Origin of the sequence: Streptomyces sp. NPDC101191 (assembly GCF_044767915.1) — a bacterium.
Taxonomy (GTDB): domain Bacteria; phylum Actinomycetota; class Actinomycetes; order Streptomycetales; family Streptomycetaceae; genus Streptomyces.
In genome coordinates this window covers 291,398-309,335 of sequence record NZ_JBIWOU010000007.1, presented here as the reverse complement: position 1 = coordinate 309,335, position 17,938 = coordinate 291,398, and the positions used below count along the sequence as shown (strand labels likewise).

Annotated in this window: 16 protein-coding genes and 6 tRNA genes; 8 read left to right on the top strand and 14 right to left on the bottom strand. The window is 73.9% G+C overall.

Going from position 1 to position 17,938, the window contains the following annotated elements; all coding sequences use genetic code 11:
• Positions 1-3 precede the first annotated feature (3 nt).
• Positions 4-168, bottom strand: a complete 165-nt coding sequence (locus ACIRQF_RS27580; RefSeq protein WP_376638476.1) for a hypothetical protein — start codon at positions 166-168, stop codon at positions 4-6.
• 132 nt (positions 169-300) lie between these two features.
• The gene (locus tag ACIRQF_RS27575; RefSeq protein ID WP_404095877.1) at positions 301-735 is read right to left on the bottom strand and encodes a hypothetical protein; all 435 of its coding nucleotides are present in this window, start codon (positions 733-735) and stop codon (positions 301-303) included.
• Positions 736-897: 162 nt separating this feature from the next.
• On the opposite strand from ACIRQF_RS27575, the gene ACIRQF_RS27570 reads away from it, so the two are divergent.
• On the top strand, positions 898-1,410 hold the full coding sequence (locus tag ACIRQF_RS27570; RefSeq protein ID WP_404095875.1) for a DsbA family protein: 513 nt from the start codon (positions 898-900) through the stop codon (positions 1,408-1,410).
• Between the two features lie 6 nt (positions 1,411-1,416).
• Here the strand turns inward: ACIRQF_RS27570 and ACIRQF_RS27565 are convergent, their stop codons facing one another.
• From ACIRQF_RS27565 to ACIRQF_RS27555, 3 genes are read right to left on the bottom strand one after another with little or no spacing between them, the layout of a single operon-like run.
• Positions 1,417-2,256: a GNAT family N-acetyltransferase gene (locus ACIRQF_RS27565; RefSeq protein ID WP_404095873.1), complete on the bottom strand. Its 840-nt coding sequence runs from the start codon at positions 2,254-2,256 to the stop codon at positions 1,417-1,419.
• A 33-nt stretch (positions 2,257-2,289) separates the two neighbouring features.
• Positions 2,290-3,129 (bottom strand): aminotransferase class IV, encoded by an 840-nt coding sequence (locus ACIRQF_RS27560; protein WP_404095870.1) that lies wholly within the window; start codon positions 3,127-3,129, stop codon positions 2,290-2,292.
• Positions 3,126-4,178 carry a chorismate-binding protein gene (locus ACIRQF_RS27555; RefSeq protein ID WP_376638471.1) on the bottom strand — a complete coding sequence of 351 codons (1,053 nt, stop codon included), beginning with the start codon at positions 4,176-4,178 and terminating at the stop codon, positions 3,126-3,128. Before ACIRQF_RS27555 ends, ACIRQF_RS27560 begins: the two co-directional genes overlap by 4 nt.
• 277 nt (positions 4,179-4,455) lie before the next feature.
• Between ACIRQF_RS27555 and ACIRQF_RS27550 the strand changes: the two genes are divergently transcribed.
• From ACIRQF_RS27550 to ACIRQF_RS27525, 6 genes are all read left to right on the top strand, one after another.
• Positions 4,456-4,528, top strand: a tRNA-Gly gene (locus tag ACIRQF_RS27550).
• A 39-nt stretch (positions 4,529-4,567) separates the two neighbouring features.
• Positions 4,568-4,641 (top strand) — tRNA-Cys (locus ACIRQF_RS27545).
• Between the two features lies 1 nt (position 4,642).
• Positions 4,643-4,714, top strand: a tRNA-Val gene (locus ACIRQF_RS27540).
• 34 nt (positions 4,715-4,748) lie between these two features.
• Positions 4,749-4,820 (top strand) — tRNA-Val (locus ACIRQF_RS27535).
• Positions 4,821-4,848: 28 nt separating this feature from the next.
• Positions 4,849-4,920: transfer RNA gene (locus tag ACIRQF_RS27530), tRNA-Val, on the top strand.
• Positions 4,921-4,948: 28 nt separating this feature from the next.
• Positions 4,949-5,023 (top strand) — tRNA-Val (locus ACIRQF_RS27525).
• 151 nt (positions 5,024-5,174) lie between these two features.
• On the opposite strand, the gene ACIRQF_RS27520 is transcribed toward ACIRQF_RS27525, so the two are convergent.
• The 3 genes from ACIRQF_RS27520 to ACIRQF_RS27510 all read right to left on the bottom strand — a co-directional run bounded on the left by ACIRQF_RS27520 (position 5,175) and on the right by ACIRQF_RS27510 (position 6,941).
• Positions 5,175-5,447, bottom strand: a complete 273-nt coding sequence (locus ACIRQF_RS27520; RefSeq protein ID WP_404095867.1) for a zf-TFIIB domain-containing protein — start codon at positions 5,445-5,447, stop codon at positions 5,175-5,177.
• Between the two features lie 39 nt (positions 5,448-5,486).
• Entirely contained in the window at positions 5,487-6,422 is a 936-nt protein-coding gene (locus ACIRQF_RS27515) for a phosphotransferase family protein (RefSeq protein WP_404095865.1), read from the bottom strand.
• A gap of 351 nt (positions 6,423-6,773) precedes the next feature.
• Complete coding sequence (locus ACIRQF_RS27510; RefSeq protein WP_376638468.1) at positions 6,774-6,941, bottom strand: hypothetical protein; 168 nt, start codon at positions 6,939-6,941, stop codon at positions 6,774-6,776.
• 436 nt (positions 6,942-7,377) lie between these two features.
• Here ACIRQF_RS27510 and ACIRQF_RS27505 point away from each other — a divergent pair, with 436 nt between their 5' ends.
• Entirely contained in the window at positions 7,378-8,601 is a 1,224-nt protein-coding gene (locus tag ACIRQF_RS27505; protein ID WP_389759174.1) for a serine/threonine-protein kinase, read from the top strand.
• 330 nt (positions 8,602-8,931) lie between these two features.
• Here the strand turns inward: ACIRQF_RS27505 and ACIRQF_RS27500 are convergent, their stop codons facing one another.
• The 6 genes from ACIRQF_RS27500 to ACIRQF_RS27475 form a co-directional block, all read right to left on the bottom strand.
• Positions 8,932-9,750, bottom strand: coding sequence for a TrmH family RNA methyltransferase (locus ACIRQF_RS27500; RefSeq protein WP_376637782.1), 819 nt, complete (start codon positions 9,748-9,750; stop codon positions 8,932-8,934).
• A 51-nt stretch (positions 9,751-9,801) separates the two neighbouring features.
• A complete protein-coding gene (gene cobA, locus ACIRQF_RS27495; protein ID WP_376637781.1) occupies positions 9,802-11,034 on the bottom strand; it encodes a uroporphyrinogen-III C-methyltransferase in 1,233 nt (410 codons plus the stop codon).
• A 188-nt stretch (positions 11,035-11,222) separates the two neighbouring features.
• Positions 11,223-14,723, bottom strand: coding sequence for a nicotinate-nucleotide--dimethylbenzimidazole phosphoribosyltransferase (gene cobT / locus ACIRQF_RS27490; protein WP_404095861.1), 3,501 nt, complete (start codon positions 14,721-14,723; stop codon positions 11,223-11,225).
• Between the two features lie 308 nt (positions 14,724-15,031).
• Entirely contained in the window at positions 15,032-16,210 is a 1,179-nt protein-coding gene (cbiE, locus tag ACIRQF_RS27485) for a precorrin-6y C5,15-methyltransferase (decarboxylating) subunit CbiE (protein ID WP_382482986.1), read from the bottom strand.
• Positions 16,211-16,270: 60 nt separating this feature from the next.
• Positions 16,271-16,945 (bottom strand): GNAT family N-acetyltransferase, encoded by a 675-nt coding sequence (locus ACIRQF_RS27480; RefSeq protein ID WP_382482985.1) that lies wholly within the window; start codon positions 16,943-16,945, stop codon positions 16,271-16,273.
• 100 nt (positions 16,946-17,045) lie between these two features.
• Positions 17,046-17,903, bottom strand: a complete 858-nt coding sequence (locus tag ACIRQF_RS27475; RefSeq protein WP_376637777.1) for a MetQ/NlpA family ABC transporter substrate-binding protein — start codon at positions 17,901-17,903, stop codon at positions 17,046-17,048.
• Between the last annotated feature and the right edge of the window lie 35 nt (positions 17,904-17,938).

Genomic DNA, 17,938 nt, shown 5'->3' with positions numbered 1-17,938 from the left:
GTCTCACAGCAGGAACAGATCATGGAGGGCGGCCATGAGCAGCAGGCCGCCGATCACCGCGAGGAAGATCATCAGGGGCGGCTGGGAGAGCGCGAACAGGCAGCCGCGCGGCTCCTCCGAGGGGGCCGCGGTGGGGGTGGGGACGGGGTCCCGCGAGGTATCCAGCATCTCGGGGGGATGATGGGGCACACGGCGCCCCGAAGATCCCCCACACACCCCACGACACGCCCCGTTCACTCCATCCCGTGGATGGGGGGAGCGAGAAGCGTCAGAACCGGTCGGCCCGTGGTCCGATCCCGGTCAGATTCCGTGCTTCTTCAGAATCGCCTCGATGTCGCTGAAGTCGTCCTCGGCCGCCTTTCCGGCCTTGGCCTGCGGCCGGGGGGCCGCGCCGCGCGGCGCCGCGCCGAGCGACGGCCCCGGGGCCGCGGGCGCCACGGCCGTCCGGCCCTCTTCCCCGGTGGTCTCGCGCCTGCCCGCCCTGCGCCGCTCGATCGTCCGGGTGGACGAGAAGAGCAGCCAGGCCACGCCCAGCAGCCCGAAGCCGATCCAGGCGGTGAGACTGAAGGCCGAGCTCGCCAGCCAGTCGATCACGCCCGTCATCACCAGGCCGAGCGGCACCAGCGCGTAGGCGGCGATCCGGGTCGCGGCCAGATAGCGCTTGCGGTAGGCCGTGATCGCGGCGATGCCCAGGCCGGCCACGGCCACCGCGGAGCAAACGGTCTCGGCGAGCATGGCGGTCCTCCTGGTCCCGGGTGATACGTCCCTTCCATCCTGCACCGGCCCGCCCCTCCACGGCCATGCCCCGTCCCCCGCATCAGGGAGATCTCCGGGTCGTCCCCCAGGGGCCCGGGAGGCCGCGCCCGCGCGGGGCGGACGCGATGGGAGACTCTTTCCATGAGTGAGTCCACCGCCCCCGCCTCCCCCGCCGTCCTGGAGGCCTGGTTCGACCTGCAGTGCCCCGACTGCTTCAAGGCCCTCGACGACGTCCGCGGGCTCCGCGAGAAGTACGGCGAGCGCCTCGACGTCCAGCTGCGCCACTTCCCGCTCGCCAAGCACAAGCACGCCTACGCGGCGGCGCAGGCCGCCGAGGAGGCCTTCGCCCAGGGCAAGGGCTGGCCGTACACGGAGGCGCTGCTCGCCAGGACCGCCGAGCTCGGCGGGCGCGGCGAGCCGGTACTGCTCGAGGTGGCGGGTGAACTGGGCCTGGACAGCGAGGAGTTCGACACCGCCCTGATCGACGGCCGGCATCTGCTGACGGTCGACGCCGACGAGGCCGAGGGCAAGGCGATCAAGGTCACCGGGACCCCGACGTACGTCATCGGCGGCGAGCGGCTCGACGGCGGCCAGAGCCAGGACGGCCTGCGCGCGCGCATCGAGGAGATCGCCGACCGGCTGCTGCAGGGCTGACGGCCCCTACAGCAGGTTCTTGAAGCTGTTGACGTGCGTGGTGCGATAGCCCAGCGACTCGTACAGCCGGATCGCCGGGGTGTTGCCCGTGAAGACATGCAGTCCGAGCAGGCGCTCCCCGGCCGACAGCGCCACGCGCTCGGCCACCAGCATCAGCGCCCGGCCGTAGCCGCGGCCCCGGTGCTCCTCCGCGACCTCGATGTCGTAGACGTAGCTCGCGCTCTCGCCCGTCTCCAGCTCGCGCAACCCGGTCCACACGTGGCCGAGGACCTCGCCGTCGCCCACGAGCAGGTTGACCGCCGTGCCGGGAGTGGCCAGTCCCCGCGGCAGCAGGTCCCTATGGCTCGCCTCCGCCTTGGCGCGGGCCCGGTCCTCCGGCACGCCGCGGGCGATCCAGCTCTCCGCGAAGCCCCGCAGCGTGCGGGCCTCCCACCCGGTGAACTCCGCCTCCGTCATGGCGCGGACCCCCAGGCCCGGCGGCAGCTGCGGCGGCACGGCCGGCAGCTCCTTGACCATGTTCCGGCTGCGCTCGCTGTAGCCCAGCGCGCGGACCATCCGCAGCGCCGGCTCCGCGTCCGCGGGCACCGAGACCGCCACCTGGCCACAGCCCCAGCCGCGCAGCACCTCCTCCGAGGCGAGCGCCGCCACCGTGCCCCTGCCCCGCCCGCGATCCGGTTCGTCGACCCGGAGCCGTTCGATCAGACCGGCGGCGGGACCGAAGGCCGGGTCGGTGGCGACGTGCACGGAGCCGACCCGGCGGCTGTTCACGCAGATGTCGTACGTGCGCGAACGGCCGCCGTCGGCGGACTGCTGAAGCGGCTCGGACGGCCGCAGGGTGGTGGTCATCACCGATGTTCTACCCGCGCCGCCCGGCATCCGTCATCCGATGTGACCGAGCCGCGGGTCCCGGTCCCGGGCGGCCCGCTCGTCGAAGATCCGCATGGCCTTGGCCGTGACGGGCCCCGGCGTCCCGGCGAGCTCCCGGTCGTCCACCCGGTGGACCGCCTGGACGTCCCGCAGGGTCGACGTCAGGAAGATCTCGTCGGCGCTCTCCAGGACCTCCAGCGGAAGGTCGGTCTCCTCGGCGCCGGTCCACTCCACGGCGAGGGCGCGGGTGATGCCCGCGAGGCAGCCGGAGGAGACGGGCGGGGTGTGGATGCGCCCGTCGAGCACCACGAAGACGTTGGAACCGGTGCCCTCGCAGAGCTGCCCGACGGTGTTGCCGAACAGGGCCTCGGAGGCGCCCCGCTCGCGCGCTCGCGCGAGGGCGACGACGTTCTCGGCGTACGAGGTGGTCTTCAGGCCCGTCAGCGCGCCGCGCTCGTTGCGGGTCCAGGGGACCGTGATCACGGCGGTGGAGTCGGGGCGTCGGCCGGTCTCGCCGAGGGCCACGACGAGGGTGGCGCCCGCGTCGCCGCGCTCGGAGCCGAGCGGCGAGAGCCCGCCGGTGTACGTGATGCGGAGCCGGCCGAGTTCCATCGGGTTGGCCTCGAGCACGGCGGCGCAGGCGCGGCGGACCTCGTCGAGGTCCGGGTCGGGCAGCCCGAGGCCGCGGGCGGAGCGGGTGAGGCGCTCCAGGTGGAGGGTGAGCGCAAACGTTTCTCCACGCTCGGCCTTGACCGTCTCGAAGATGCCGTCGCCGACGGTCAGGCCGTGGTCCAGGACGGACACCTGCGCGGACCGGGCGTCGTACAGTCCGCCGTTGACCCAGAGTTTCATCGAGATATGGCCTTTCCGCTCGCCTCGTACGCGCCAGACGCTATCGCGACGAGCCGGGCCGCCTTGAGTTCGGTCTCGGCCCATTCGCGCTCGGGGTCGGAACCCCAGGTGATGCCGGCGCCGGTGCCGAAGCGCAGCGCGCCCTCGGGACGGTCGATCCAGAACGTGCGTATGCCGACGGCCAGCTCGGCGGTCCGCCGGTCGGCGTCGACCCAGCCGATGCCGCCGCAGTAGGGGCCTCGCGGGGCGGTCTCCAGGGCCTCGATGATCCGCAGGGCACTCGACTTGGGCGCGCCGGTCACGGAGCCCGGCGGGAAGGTCGCGTCGAGCAGCTCGCGCCAGCCGGCCTGCTCGCGGAGCTCGCCGCGGACGGTGGAGACCAGGTGGACCAGGCCGGGGTGGGGTTCCACGGCGCAGAGCTCGGGCACGGTGACCGATCCGGTGGCGCAGACGCGCCCCAGGTCGTTCCGTACGAGGTCCACGATCATCACGTTCTCGGCGTGGTCCTTCTCCAGGAGGTCCTCGGCCGTCCTGCCGGTGCCCTTGATGGGGCCGGACTCCACGGTGCCGCCGGTGCGGCGCAGATAGAGCTCGGGCGAGGCGGTGGCGATCTCCACGCCGTGCGCGGGCAGCCGGATCGTGCCCGCGTAGGGCGCGGGGTTGCCCTGGGCAAGGAGGGCGGTGAGCGCGTCGACGTCCGCGCGGGCCGGATCGGGCAGCGGCGCGGACATCACCCGGCAGAGGTTCGCCTGGTAGACCTCGCCGCGCGCGATGTGCTCGCGCACGCGGCGGACGCCGGCGGTGTACGCGGCGCGGTCGAGCGAGGACGTCCAGTCACCGGCCGCGGGCCCGCACCAGCCCCCCGGCACGGGCGCGGGGACCGGATCCGGCCTGACGTCGCCGAAGCGCGCGCAGGTGAGACGGCCCTCGAAGTCCGCGCACACGGCCCAGAAGCCGGAGGAGTCCAGGGCCTCGGGGTCGTGGGTGACGTCCCGGAGATCGGTGGCGAGGAGGCCGCCGAAGCGGGCCAGAGGAGCGAGGGAATGCACGCTTGTGAGTCTAGGTGGGCGAACGGCCGCGGCGCCGGGCCGCGCGGTGGGGCGGTGGACGGGTCGGACGGCGGGCACGCGAGGGGCCTGCGAGGCGTTCGGAGAGACACCTTCGCGCCACCTCGGGAACACGTGGAGTGAACGCCGCGCGAACGCTCCCGGACCCCATGGCTGCTCCGCAGGTCAGCACGCTGCGGAAACGCGTTTTTGTACTGGCCCAGGAATCCGCTAGAGTTCAACACGTCGCCGGGACGCGCAAGCGGAACGGAAACGACAAGCGGACGTGGCTCAGTTGGTAGAGCATCACCTTGCCAAGGTGAGGGTCGCGAGTTCGAATCTCGTCGTCCGCTCGATGTGGGGGATCATCCCGAACCCCCGTATTCACTCCTGGTGGAGTGGCCGAGAGGCGAGGCAACGGCCTGCAAAGCCGTCTACACGGGTTCAAATCCCGTCTCCACCTCCAAGGACGATTAGCTCAGCGGGAGAGCGCTTCCCTGACACGGAAGAGGTCACTGGTTCAATCCCAGTATCGTCCACTGGGCCCTCGGGCCCTGGATCTTCGGATGCCCCGCGCGATTAGCTCAGCGGGAGAGCGCTTCCCTGACACGGAAGAGGTCACTGGTTCAATCCCAGTATCGCGCACGCAGTACCCGCACCTTCGGGTGTGCCCGCGCGATTAGCTCAGCGGGAGAGCGCTTCCCTGACACGGAAGAGGTCACTGGTTCAATCCCAGTATCGCGCACGCAGCACCTGCACCTTCGGGTGTGCCCGCGCGATTAGCTCAGCGGGAGAGCGCTTCCCTGACACGGAAGAGGTCACTGGTTCAATCCCAGTATCGCGCACCAGACACGAGAGCCCCCGGCCGCGAACAGCGGTCGGGGGCTTCTTCGTGCGCCGGCGGGGGCGAGCGCATGGGCGTCGCCCCCGCGGCCCCTGCCGCCAGGGAGGCGGGCAGGCCCCCGAAGGGGCCTGCGCTCGGCGCCGGGAGGCTCTGCGTCAGGAGGAGAAGAGCATCCGGCCGAACCCGCGGTGGTGGCCGCCGTGGTGACCGTGGTGACCGTGGTGCTGCTGGGCGCCCCAGGCCGGGGCCGCGGGCTGCGCCGGGTAGGCCGGCGGGGCGGGCGGGGCCTGCCACTGGGACTCCAGGCGGGTCAGGGCCTCGAGCTCCCCGTAGTCCAGGAAGATGCCGCGGCAGCCGCTGCACTGCTCTATCTGGACGCCGTTGCGGTTGTACGTGTGCATGGGCGCGTGGCACTTGGGACACTGCATGCGGTCTCAACTCCCTGCCGTTCGAAAGGTGCTCTCACCCTACGTGGACGCGGGCGGAGCCAACTCGGTTCGGAGCGAAGCGATTCGGGCGCAGGTGTCGATCATCACGTGCTCGACCTCGTCCAGCGCCCGCCCCTCGGCGGTGGACTTGGCGAGCGCGAGCGCGGCGGTCTGCACGGTGAGGGCGCGGGCCGGGACGTCGAGCCTGGGCCAGGGGTCGCCCCCCGTGCCCGCGGTCGCGGGGCCGCCGGCCGCCTCGTACGCGCCGAGGAAGCGCGCCCACACCTCCGGCGCCAGCAGCCCCGCCGCGAACCAGGCCGCGGGCCGGGCCAGGTCCCAGGCCGGGTCGCCGACCCCGAGGTCGTCGACGTCGATCAGGCGCCAGTGCGGGGCGCGGACGAGCTGGCCGAGGTGGAAGTCACCGTGACAGAGGGCGGGCCCGTCCGGCCGCGAGGGGTCCGGTGGGTCCGGGAGGGTGCGCCAGGCACGCAGCACCGTGGCCGTTCCCGGATGGTCCGGGGCCACGCGCCGCATCCGCTCCACGGCGAGCGCCGCCTTCACGGGCGCCCGCATGGGCGGGAGGCCCGGAGGAGGCGGGGTCCGGTGGAGGGCGGCCAGCAGGCCGGCCGCCTCCTCCCAGGGCGCGGCGTCGGGGGCGTCCGGGTCGACGGGGACCCCGTACGGCCAGGCCGTGAGCGAGCGCCCGGCGAGCTCCCGGCGGGGCCGTGGCAGGGGCGCGAGGAGGACCGCTCCCAGGCCGGGCGCCGCCGCGACCTCGACCCTCGACCGCAGCTCCCCCGGCGCGCCGTCGGGCGCGTGTGCCTTCAGGACGAGGTCCCCATGACGCACCACGGTGCCGTCGTCCCGGTCCGCGAGCAGCCCCACCGGACAGGGGCAGGGCCGGGCCGGGGCGCCGGCGGGGTGCGCGGCGTCCCGCGCGAGCGCGTACAGCTGTCCGAGTTCGGTCTCCTCCACGCGGGGAGCCTACGCGGAGGCAGGTGGTGGGGCGGTGGGGCGGGGCGGGCGGGGGCTACGGCTGGGGCGGGCGGCTGCGGCTGCGGCTGCGGCTCGGCTGGGAAAGGACCGGCACGGGAAACCGGCACGGAAGACCGGCACGGGAAACCGGCACGGAAGACCGGCACGGAAGACCGGCACGGGAGACCGGCACAGGAGAGGCCGCTCCGGCTCTCGCGTCGGGAAAGCGCGAGGGCCGGTCAGCTCCCCAGCCGACCGGCCCCACGCTGCCGTCCGCCGCACCCCCGTCCCCACGGGGCTGTTGGCCGGATGTCCCCGACCCGGGCCGCTCTCCCGGGTCCGAGGCGCCGATCAGCGCCCCAGCATCACGCCCACGGACGACGCCTGTGTGACCACTGCGTCCCAGCCGCCGAAGGCGACCACGAGCAGGGCCGCGAGAGGGAGGACCATGGCGGTCGCCACCAGCGGGTGACGGCGGCTCGAAGGGCGGGTGGTCATCCGCGGTGCCGAATACGCCATGGTTCCTCTCCTGTCGTGTCTGACGCGGCGGGTGCGGTGACCTCGGGGGACGAGTGCTGCACCCGCCGCTTGACCTCAACATTAGGGAGCGGGGCCCGCCGGGGCGTCATGCCCGCGTACCGACTTGCGGGCCTCCCGGAGGATGACGGACCTCCGCTCGGCGTACTCCCCTGGGTGGAGACACCGCCCCCGCTCTGGGGGACTTCCCTGAGGGGTGCGTGACGTCGCTCACGTTTGCCGGCGCGAGCCGCCGTGTCCTGCAGGGAAAATCCCAACGCCCCTGATATGAGGAGGTGTTGGCGAACGCCACGGCTGACCGGGCCTCAAGTGTCCCCCTCAGCACTGACAATCGACGCGGCCACGAGGGCGCGGCCTGTGAGCACGCCGGGGCGGCGGTACGTAAGCTGTGCCACGTCGAACGGACGAGGGGACGGACATGGCGATGATGCGGCTCCGGCGCGAGGACCCGCGGATCGTCGGGTCGTTCCGGCTCCACCGCAGGCTGGGGGCCGGCGGCATGGGAGTCGTGTACCTCGGCTCCGACCGGCGCGGGCAGCGCGTGGCGCTCAAGGTCATCCGGCCCGACCTGGCCGAGGACCAGGAGTTCCGCTCCCGGTTCGCCCGCGAGGTGTCCGCCGCCCGCCGTATCCGCGGTGGCTGTACCGCCCGGCTCGTCGCCGCCGACCTGGAGGCCGAGCGCCCCTGGTTCGCCACCCAGTACGTGCCCGGGCCGTCGCTGCACGACCGGGTCGCCGAGGAGGGCCCGCTGCGGGCGGCCGACGTGGCCTCGATCGGCGCCGCGCTCTCGGAGGGGCTGGTCGCCGTCCACGAGGCCGGGGTCGTCCACCGCGACCTGAAGCCGTCGAACATCCTGCTCTCTCCCAAGGGCCCGCGCATCATCGACTTCGGCATCGCCTGGGCGACCGGTGCCAGCACGCTCACCCACGTCGGAACGGCCGTCGGCTCGCCCGGCTTCCTCGCGCCCGAGCAGGTGCGGGGCGCGGCCGTCACCCCGGCCACGGACGTCTTCTCGCTGGGCGCGACGCTGGCGTACGCGGCGATGGGCGACTCCCCCTTCGGGCACGGCAGCTCCGAGGTCATGCTCTACCGGGTCGTCCACGAGGAGCCCCAGCTGCACGGCGTGCCGGACGCGCTGGCGCCGCTCGTCCGGGCCTGTCTCGCGAAGGACCCGGAGGAGCGACCGAGCACCCTCCAGCTGTCCATGCGGCTCAAGGAGATCGCCGCGCGGGAGGCCCAGGGGCTGCCCGCCGCCACCCGTCCGCCCGGACAGCGAGAGCGGGCCGAGGAGCGGCACACCGTCCGGCCCACGGAGCGGTACACCGAACGCACGACCGAACGGTCCGGCGAGCGGGGGGCGGAGCGACCGGCCCACGACCGGCCGGCCGGCGACCGCCCCACCGGCGGGACGGGGCGCTCCGGGGCCTCCCGGCCGTCGGCGTCCCGGCCCTCCGCGCCGCGTACGGGCGGGGGCTCGCGGGCATCGCAGTCCCGGCCCGGCACCCGGCCCGGGGCGCGCTCGACGTCGACCGGGCGCGGCGTCGCCAACCCTCGGCTGCTGCGCCAGCGGCTGTTCGTGTTCGTGGTCGTGACGCTGGTCGTCGCCCTGGGGATCGCGGCCGCGCAGGCCCTGCAGGGCTAGGTCGTGTCCGGAAAATAGCGCCGTCCGCCCGGAGGGAGGGCGGGGCTCGCGGCGCCTGGTGCGTGCGATCGCAAGGCGCAGGGTCCGCCCTCGTACCGGGCCGTACTCGGGTGACCGACCACGCGGTGAGCGTGCGTGCCAGGCGTCGCGAGCCGGGCGGGACTTCACGGACACGGCCCGGGCGTGTCCTGTCGATCAGGCCGGATCAGGGCGAGCCCGGCGTGATCGGCGAGACTCCCACGGGGCCGGGTCCTGCGGATCATGCCGGGTCCGGGCGTCGGCCTGTCCTTCGCGGCAGGCGTCCGCAGCCCGTCCCCGGGTGCGGACGGCTCAGGCCTGCGGGCGGCCGCTCGTCACCGCGTAGAAGGCCACCGCCGCCGCGGCGCCCACGTTGAGCGAGTCCACGCCGTGCGCCATCGGGATCCGGACCCACTCGTCCGCCGCGCGCAGCGCCTGCGTCGACAGGCCCTCGCCCTCGGCGCCGAGCATCAGGGCCACCCGGTCCAGCTTGTGCGGGGCCGCGTCGTCGATCGAGGCGGCCCGGTCGGCGGGGGTCAGGGCGAGCAGCTTGAAGCCCGCCTCCCGTACCGCCTCCAGGCCCCGGGGCCAGGTCTCCAGGCGGGCGTACGGGACCGAGAAGACGGCGCCCATGGAGACCTTCACGGAACGGCGGTACAGCGGGTCCGCGCAGTCCGGGGAGAGCAGCACCGCGTCCATGCCGAGCGCGGCGGCGCTGCGGAAGATCGCGCCGATGTTGGTGTGGTCGTTGACCGACTCCATGACGGCGACCCGGCGGGCCGTGGCCAGCAGGTCGGGCGCGGTCGGGAGCGGCTTGCGCTGCATCGAGGCGAGGGCGCCGCGGTGCACGTGATAGCCGGTGACGCGCTCGGCGAGGTCCGGCTGCACCGCGTACACGGGGGCCGGGACCTCGTCGATGACGTCGCGCATGACGTCGACCCACTTGGCGGAGAGCAGCATCGAGCGCATCTCGTAACCCGCCTGCTTGGCGCGGCGGATCACCTTCTCGCCCTCGGCGATGAACAGGCCCTCGGCGGGCTCGCGCCTGCGGCGCAGCTCGACATCGGTCAGTCCGGTGTAGTCGCGCAGACGCGGGTCGTCGGGGTCGTCGATCGTGATGAGTTCGGCCACGGGGTGATACTGCCTTGTCCGGTGGGTGGTGCCAATGTGTGCGGGTCGCGCTCAGGAGAGCGGCTTGTCCGGGCCCTCGTTCACGACCTCGCCGATGACGATGACGGCCGGGGGCCGGACGTCCTCGGCGGCGACGGTCGCGGCCACGGTCGCCAGGGTCGCGTCCACGCGGCGCTGGGTGGCCGTGGTGCCCTCCTGGACCAGTGCCAGGGGGGTGTCCGGGGACTTGCCGTGGGCGATCAGCGCCTCGGCGATCTTTCCGATCTTGTCGACGCCCATGAGGATCACAAGCGTCCCCGTGAGCTTGGCGAGGGACGCCCAGTCGACGAGGGAGCGCGGGTCGTCCGGGGCCACGTGGCCGCTGACGACGGTGAACTCGTGCGCGACGCCCCGGTGCGTGACCGGGATGCCGGCCGCGCCCGGCACGGAGATCGAGCTGGAGATGCCGGGGACCACGGTACAGGCGATGCCCTCGGCGGCCAGCGCCTGGGCCTCCTCCATGCCGCGGCCGAAGACGAAGGGGTCGCCGCCCTTGAGGCGGACGACCGACCTGCCTTGCTTGGCGTGCTCGATGAGCGCGTTGTTGATGGCCTCCTGGGCCATGAACCGGCCGTACGGGATCTTCGCCGCGTCGATCACCTCGACGTGCGGGGGCAGTTCGCTGAGCAGGTCGCGCGGGCCGAGGCGGTCGGCGATGACCACGTCCGCCTCCGCGAGGAGCCGGCGGCCGCGGACGGTGATGAGGTCCGGGTCGCCGGGGCCGCCGCCGACCAGGGCGACGAAGGGGGTGCGCGAGCGGTGGGCGGGCGCGGCGAGGGAGCCGTCGCGCAGGCCCTCGACGATCGCGTCCCGGACGGCCGCCGAGCGGCGCGGGTCGTGGCCGGTGAGCACGGCGACGGTGACACCCTCGCTGGCCCCGGTGGCGGGGGTCCATGCGGTGGCCGCCTCGGCGTCGTCGGAGCGCACGCACCAGGTCCTGGTCCGCTCGGCCTCGGCGGAGACGGCGGCGTTGGCTGCCGGGTCGGTGGTGGCGACGAGCGCGTACCAGGCGTCGGCCAGGTCGCCCTCCTCGTAGCGGCGCCTGGTCCAGGTGATCTCGCCGGCCTCGGCCATCGCCTCGACGGAGGGCGTGGCGGAGGGGGAGATCAGGGTGACGTCGGCGCCCGCGGCGATCAGCGCGGGGAGGCGGCGCTGGGCTACCTGCCCACCGCCGAGGACGACGACGCGGCGGCCCGAGAGGCGCAGTCCGACGGGGTAGGCGGGGTGGTCGGCGTGCTCGGCCATGTGCGGGCGGCTCCTCGGAGGGGCGTGGATGGGCGCTGGCCCACCTCACGATATCGGTGACCTGGGGTTGTCACGCTGTGACGGATGTCCCTCGGGCCGAGCGCCGTCGGTCGGTGCGTGGGGGACGTGCGGGGGCCTGTGTCCGGGGTCCGGACACAGGCCGCCTCGCGCTTTCTGCTTCTCTGCGCCTACTTCTCCGTGACGCCCGCGGAGTCGAAGGTCGCCACCTCGTGCATGGCGCGCGCGGCGCTCTGGACCACCGGGAGGGCCAGCAGCGCGCCGGTGCCCTCGCCGAGGCGGAGGTCCAGGTCGACCAGCGGGCGCAGGCCGAGCTTGTTGAGGGCCGCGACGTGGCCCGGCTCGGCGCTGCGATGGCCGGCGATGCAGGCCGCCAGGGACTCCGGGGCGATGGCGCGGGCGACGAGGGCAGCCGCACCTGTGGAGACGCCGTCCAGGATGACCGGGGTACGGAGCGAGGCCGCGCCCAGGATCAGGCCGACGAGCGCCGCGTGCTCCAGACCGCCGATGGCCGCGAGGACGCCGATCGGGTCCGCCGGGTCCGGCTTGTGGAGGTCGAGGGCGCGGCGGACCACGTCCACCTTGCGGGCGTGCATCTCGTCGTTGATGCCCGTGCCGCGGCCGGTGACCTCGGTCGGGTCCACCCCCGTGTAGACCGAGATCAGGGCGGCGGAGGCGGTGGTGTTCGCGATGCCCATCTCACCGGTGAGCAGCGCCTTGTTGCCGGCGGCCACGAGGTCGCGGGCGGTCTCGATGCCGACCTCGATCGCGGCGACCGCCTCGTCGCGGGTCATCGCCTGGCCGATGGTGAAGTCACCGGTGCCGGGGCGGACCTTGCGGGGCAGCAGGCCGGGGGTGGAGGGCAGTTCGGCGGCGACGCCCACGTCGATGACGCAGACCTCGGCGCCCACCTGGTTCGCGAAGGCGTTGCAGACCGCGCCGCCACCGAGGAAGTTGGCGACCATCTGGCCGGTCACCTCCTGCGGCCAGGCGGTGACGCCCTGGGCGTGCACCCCGTGGTCGCCGGCGAAGATCGCCACGGCTGCGGGCTCCGGGATCGGCGGCGGGCACACCCGGGAGAGGCCGGCGAGCTGCGCGGCGATGATCTCCAGCATGCCCAGGGCCCCGGCGGGCTTGGTCATGCGCTTCTGGCGCTCCCACGCCTCGCCGAGCGCCTTGGCGTCGAGCGGGCGGATGTTGGCGACGGTCTCCTGGAGCAGGTCGTGCGGCTCCTCGCCGGGCAGGGCGCGGCGGCCGTAGGTCTCCTCGTGGACGACCCAGGAGAGCGGGCGGCGCTTGGACCAGCCCGCCTGCATCAGCTCGGGCTCGTCCGGGAACTCGTCGACGTAGCCGACGCAGAGGTACGCGACCACTTCGAGGTGCTCGGGCAGGCCGAGGGCGCGGACCATCTCGCGCTCGTCGAAGAAGCTGACCCAGCCGACGCCGAGGCCCTCGGCGCGGGCGGCGAGCCAGAGGTTCTCGACGGCGAGGGCCGAGGAGTACGGGGCCATCTGCGGCTGCGTGTAGCGGCCGAGGGTGTGGCGGCCGCCCCGGGTCGGGTCGGCGGTCACCACGATGTTGACCGGGGTGTCGAGGATGGCCTCGATCTTCAGTTCCTTGAACTGCTTGGCCCGGCCCTTGGGCAGCGACTTCGCGTACGCGTCACGCTGGCGCGTGGCCAGTTCGTGCATGGTGCGGCGGGTCTCGGCGCTACGGATGACGACGAAGTCCCACGGCTGCGAGTGCCCGACGCTGGGCGCGGTGTGCGCCGCTTCGAGGACGCGCAGGAGCACCTCGTGCGGGATCGGGTCGGAGCGGAAGCCGTTGCGGATGTCGCGGCGCTCGCGCATCACGCGGAGCACTGCCTCGCGCTCGGCCTCGGCGTAGCCGGGGGCCCGCTCGCCCGCCGCCTCGTCGGCGTCCGGGGCCTCCGGGGTCTCGGTCGGAGCGTCCGCGGCCTCGACGGCCTCGACGGCCTCCTCGCCGGTGCGCTGCTCGGCGGCCTGCTCCTCGGCGGCCTGCTCCGCGACCGCGACCGCGACCGGCTGCTCGGGCTGCTCGGGCTGAGGGGCGGCCTCGGCGGCCGGCTCCTCGGCGGGCTGCGGGATCTGCGCCTCCGGCTGCTGCTGCCCGGGGACGTCCTCCGCCACGACGGGGATCTCCTCGGCCACGACCGGGGCGGGGGTCCCCACCGGCTCCTCGGGCGCGGGCCCGGCGGCCGGGATCTCCTGGACGACGGGCTCCGCGACCGGAGCTTCGACGGGCGCTTCGACGGTGGCCGGCTCGGCGGCCACGTGCTCGGCGACGACCGGCTCGGCGACGACCGGCGCGGTGGCGACGGCCTCGCCCGTGACCTGCTCGGCCGGGGCGTCGTGCTCGGCCTCGCGCGGGGCGGGGACCGCGGTCGCGGCCTCCGGGGCGACAGGCTCCGCGGCGGGCTCGGCCACCAGCTGTCCGGCGACGGCCGGCTCGGCAACGACCGGCTCCGCGACCTCGGCCTCGGGCGCGGCCGGCTCCACGACGGGCTGCTCGGCAACGGGCTGCTCGGCGGCCACCGGCTCCCCGACGAGGGCCTCGGCGGCCACCGGCGCCCCGACGAGGGCCTCGGCGGCGGGTGCTTCCGCGGCCGGGGCCTCCACGACCGGAGCCTCGGCGACGGGCGCCTCGACGACGACCGGCTCGGCGGCCACGGGCTCGGCGACGACCGGCTCCGTGACGTCCGGCTCCGTGACGTCCGAGTCCGTGGCGACCGGCTCGGCGGCCACGGGCTGCTCGACGGCCGGCTGCTCGGCCACGGCGGGCTCGGCCGGGGTCCGGACGGGCTCCTCCGCCGCCACCGGCTCCTCGGCCTGCGGCGCCTGGGGCTCCGGCAGGGGCGTCGGGGCCAGGTGCGGGGCGGTCGGGACGGAGCCCTCGACCGGGACGAACTGGGCGGCCTGCGGGACGACCGTTTCTGCGGTGTCCTGCGGCTGCGCGGGCCACGGCACCGCGCCCTGCGGCGCGGTCTGCTGGTCCTGCGGGACGTCGAGGTACTCGGGACCGGTCGACGGCGGACCCGGGGTGCGGACCGGCATCGGGGTGGGCGCCGTGGCGGCGGCCGGGACGGGGGCGGGCTGCGCGGCCGGGGCGGCCGGACCGCGGTCGGCGAGGGAGCGGACCACGCCGGTGGCGTCGGGGACGGCCGGGCCCATGTGCAGGGGGCGGCGGGACGGCGCCGGGGCCGCGGGCAGACGGACGCCGCCGAGGTCGACGGAGCCGGAGTCCCGGCCGGCGGCCTCGTGGGCGCCGGTGTCGAGGATGCCGGGCTCGTAGCCGTGGTCGGCGAGCGCGGGCTCCTGCGGGGCGGCCAGGGGCACGCCGTGCGCGGGGGTGCCCTGCGGCGGGAGCGGAACGCCCTGCGGCGGCGTGGCGGTGACCTGCTCCAGGGGGGCGGTCAGCGGGTCCACGAAGGCGGGGGCGGGCACGGTGACCGGCGGCGCGGGCGCGACACCCGGCTGCTGCTCGACCCAGGCGCCCTGGGCGCCCGGCATCAGGAGCAGTTCGTCTTCCTCGGCTGCCGTCGTGGAGGGGTCCAGGAAGGTGTACGCGTCCGGAGCGGGGATGCCCGGCTGCTCGACCATGCCTGCGTTCCCCGGCAGCCCCTCGCCCGGGACCTGGCCGGTGTCCGTCATGCTGCGTACCCCTCGCCCATCGGTTGTGCTCCTTCAGACCTTGCCCGTCGACAAGAACGAGCGTGCGCGCCGCGCGGCACGAGGCGCGCGGACACCCATGCATTGTCGCGGCCTTCGGCCATCGTGGCAGGCGGATCCGCCACGGTGCGCTGTGGACTGCGCCACGTCGCGCCGTCCCCCGTTGCTCCGTACCACATCAGCGACCCAATGGAGCCACTACTTCCGGACATTGGGGAACAAAATGCCGAACGTCCGGGTGCGGTACAACAATCGGCCAGCCTACCCCGCCGGGCAGGCGGCGCGATCACTCAGGTCCGGTGGCCGGACAGCAGGAAGACCACGGAGCGAGACCGTTCGGCGAAGTCGTCCGGGTCGAGTCCGACGGTCTGGAGCAGGGCGCATTCGACCTGGTAGCCGCCGTCGGCGAGCGCGGCGCCGACGGCCTCGGCCTCGTCGCGGGTGCCGGCGTGGGCGACGATCCGTTCGGGCCTGCGGTCGGTGCAGGCGGTGACCACGGGCACTCCCCCGCCCCCGATACGGACGACGTCGGGCTCGGGCAGGCGTTCCAGGACGTGCGGGGCGCGCCCGGTCACGGTCTGCAGCTGGACGCCGGAGCGACGGGCGGCGGCCTCGGTGCGGGCACAGGCCTCGGGGTCGGTGTCGACGCCGATGACGGCGGCGCCGAAGCGGGCGGCCTCCACGGCGAAGGCTCCGCCGGCGCAGCCGATGTCCCAGACGAGGTCGCCGACCCGGGGGCCGAGGCGGGCGAGTTGGGCGGCGCGCAGGGTGGCGTCCTGACCGGTACGGCCCTCGGTGTCCTCGGTGGGCAGGGCCCAGCCGCGTACCGAGGGGGTGTCGTGGCCCATGAGCCAGCCGGCGGCGGACCCCCCGCCGATGGCGAGGACGACGTTGGGGTCGCGCCAGACGTGGTCGGCGGCCTTGTCCGAGGTGAGCACGGTGACCTGTTCGCGCTCGGTGCCGAGTTCCTCGCAGATGACGAAGGTGCGGTGGACGCCGTCGAGGAGGAGGGCGAGTTCGGCGGGTCCGGCGCCCGGGGAGGTGAGGACGGCGACCTTGGGGTGGGCGCGGCAGACGTTGACGGCGCGCCGCAGGGTGCGCTGGTGGGCGACGACGATCTTGGCGTCGTCCCAGGGCATGCCGGCCCGGGCGAAGGCGGCGGCGACGGAGGAGACGGCCGGGACGACCTCGACCTCGAGGCCGTGTTCGGGGGCGCGCAGGGTGCGCACGACGCCGAAGAAGCCGGGGTCGCCGTCGGCGAGGACGACGGCGGTGCCGCGGTGGCCGGCGATCCGGCGGGCGGCGAGGTCGACGCTGCCCAGGCGGATGCGTTCGGCTCCGGCCGGCACTTCGGGGAGCGCCAGGTGGTGGGCGGCACCGGCCACGAGGGTGGCGGCGGCGAGCGCGGACCGGGCCGCTGCGGTGAGGGGCGAGCCGTCCCATCCGATCACCGTGACCCGGTCGGCCATCTGTGTCTGTCTCCCTGGGCGAGTGTGCAGGTCGGGGGCGGTTCGAGCCTACCTGGGCGGTCAGCTCCAGTCGGCGTAGGTGGAGAAGCCCGCGTCGGCCATCTGGTCGGCGACGTCGTCCAGGTCCTCGGGGAGGAGGCTCCAGACGATGAGGTCGGTGCGGACCTCGGTCCAGGCGCCGGACTCGGTCTGGCTGCGGGCTATCCAGGCGTTGCGGAGGACGCCCTCGCTGATGCAGCCGATCTTCTGCGCGACCTGCTGGGAGGCGGTGTTGTCGGCGGCGGTGCGCAGTTCGATGCGCTCGAAGCCGCGGTCTCCGAAGAGCCACTGGGCGGCGGCGAGGACGGACTCGGTGGCGTAGCCCTCCCCGCGTGCCCAGGGGGCGGTGACGTAGGCGACCTGGGTGGCGCGGGTGCGCCAGTCGGTGCTGTGGAGGTGGAGGGTGCCGACGAGTCGCTGGGTGAGGAACTCGGTGACGGCGAAGACGATGCCGCGTCCTTCGGTCCGTTCCGCAGGAGCGATCCTGCGCACCCAGGCCTCGGCGTCGGCCTGGGTGTACGGGTGCGGCACGGAGGTCCAGGCGACGACGAGTTCGTCGTTCATCATCTCCACGAACGCGGGGATGTCGGCCTCTTCGTACGAGCGCAGCACCAACCGGTCCGTGCTGATGGAGATGGACGGGAAGGTCGTAGTCATCTGCAACTCCATACGTGAATGACCGTGAACGCACAGCATGCAGCATGCAGATGCCGCCGCGCATACGCGGGTGAGCCGAAGGCCCCGTGCGCCGGACGGGGCGCTCGGGGCCTTCTGGGTGCGGACGTTACCGCGAGGGCTACTTGGCGGGGGCGCCGAAGGCCGGGACGACCGAGCCCTTGTAGGTGTCCTCGATGTACTGCTTCACCTCGGGCGAGTTGAGGAGCTTCGCGAGCTTCTGCACGCGGGCGTCCTTCTCGTTGCCCTCCTTGACGGCGAGGAAGTTGGCGTAGGGGTTGCCCTCCGCCTTCTCCAGCGCGAGGGAGTCCTTGGCGGGCTGCAGCTTGGCCTCGATGGCGTAGTTGCCGTTGATCACGGCGGCGTCGACGTCGTTCAGGGCGCGGGGCACGGTGGCGGCCTCCAGCTCCTTGAACTCCAGGCCCTTCTTGTCGGTGATGTCGGAGAGCTTGGCGTCGGTGCCGACGCCCGCCTTGAGGGTGATGAGCCCGTTGTCGGCGAGCAGGTGGAGGGCGCGGCCCTCGTTGGTGGTGTCGTTGGGCACGGCGATGGTCTGGCCGGCCTTGACGTCCTTGAGCGACTTGACCTTCTTGGAGTAGAGGCCGAGCGGCTCCAGGTGGACGTCGACCACCGGGACGATGTGGGTGTTGTTCTTCTTGTTGAAGTCGTCGAGGTACGGCTTGTGCTGGAAGAAGTTGGCGTCGACCTGGCCGGTCTCGGTGGCGGTGTTCGGCAGGACGTAGTCCGTGAACTCCTTCACCTCCAGCTTCAGGCCCTCCTTCGCGGCGAGCTTGTCCTTGACGAAGTTGAGGATGTCGGCGTGCGGCGTCGGGGACGCGGCGACGACGAGGGGCTTGTCGGCGGAGCCGGCCGCGTCCTTGGCGGAGGACGGGTCGGAGGAGGTGCCGCAGGCCGTGAGACCGAGGGCGAGGGCGGAGGTGGCGACGATGCCCGCGGTGAGCTTGGTGTTCTTGCGCACGAAGAGTGCCTCTTTCCGGTGGAGCGGTGATTTCG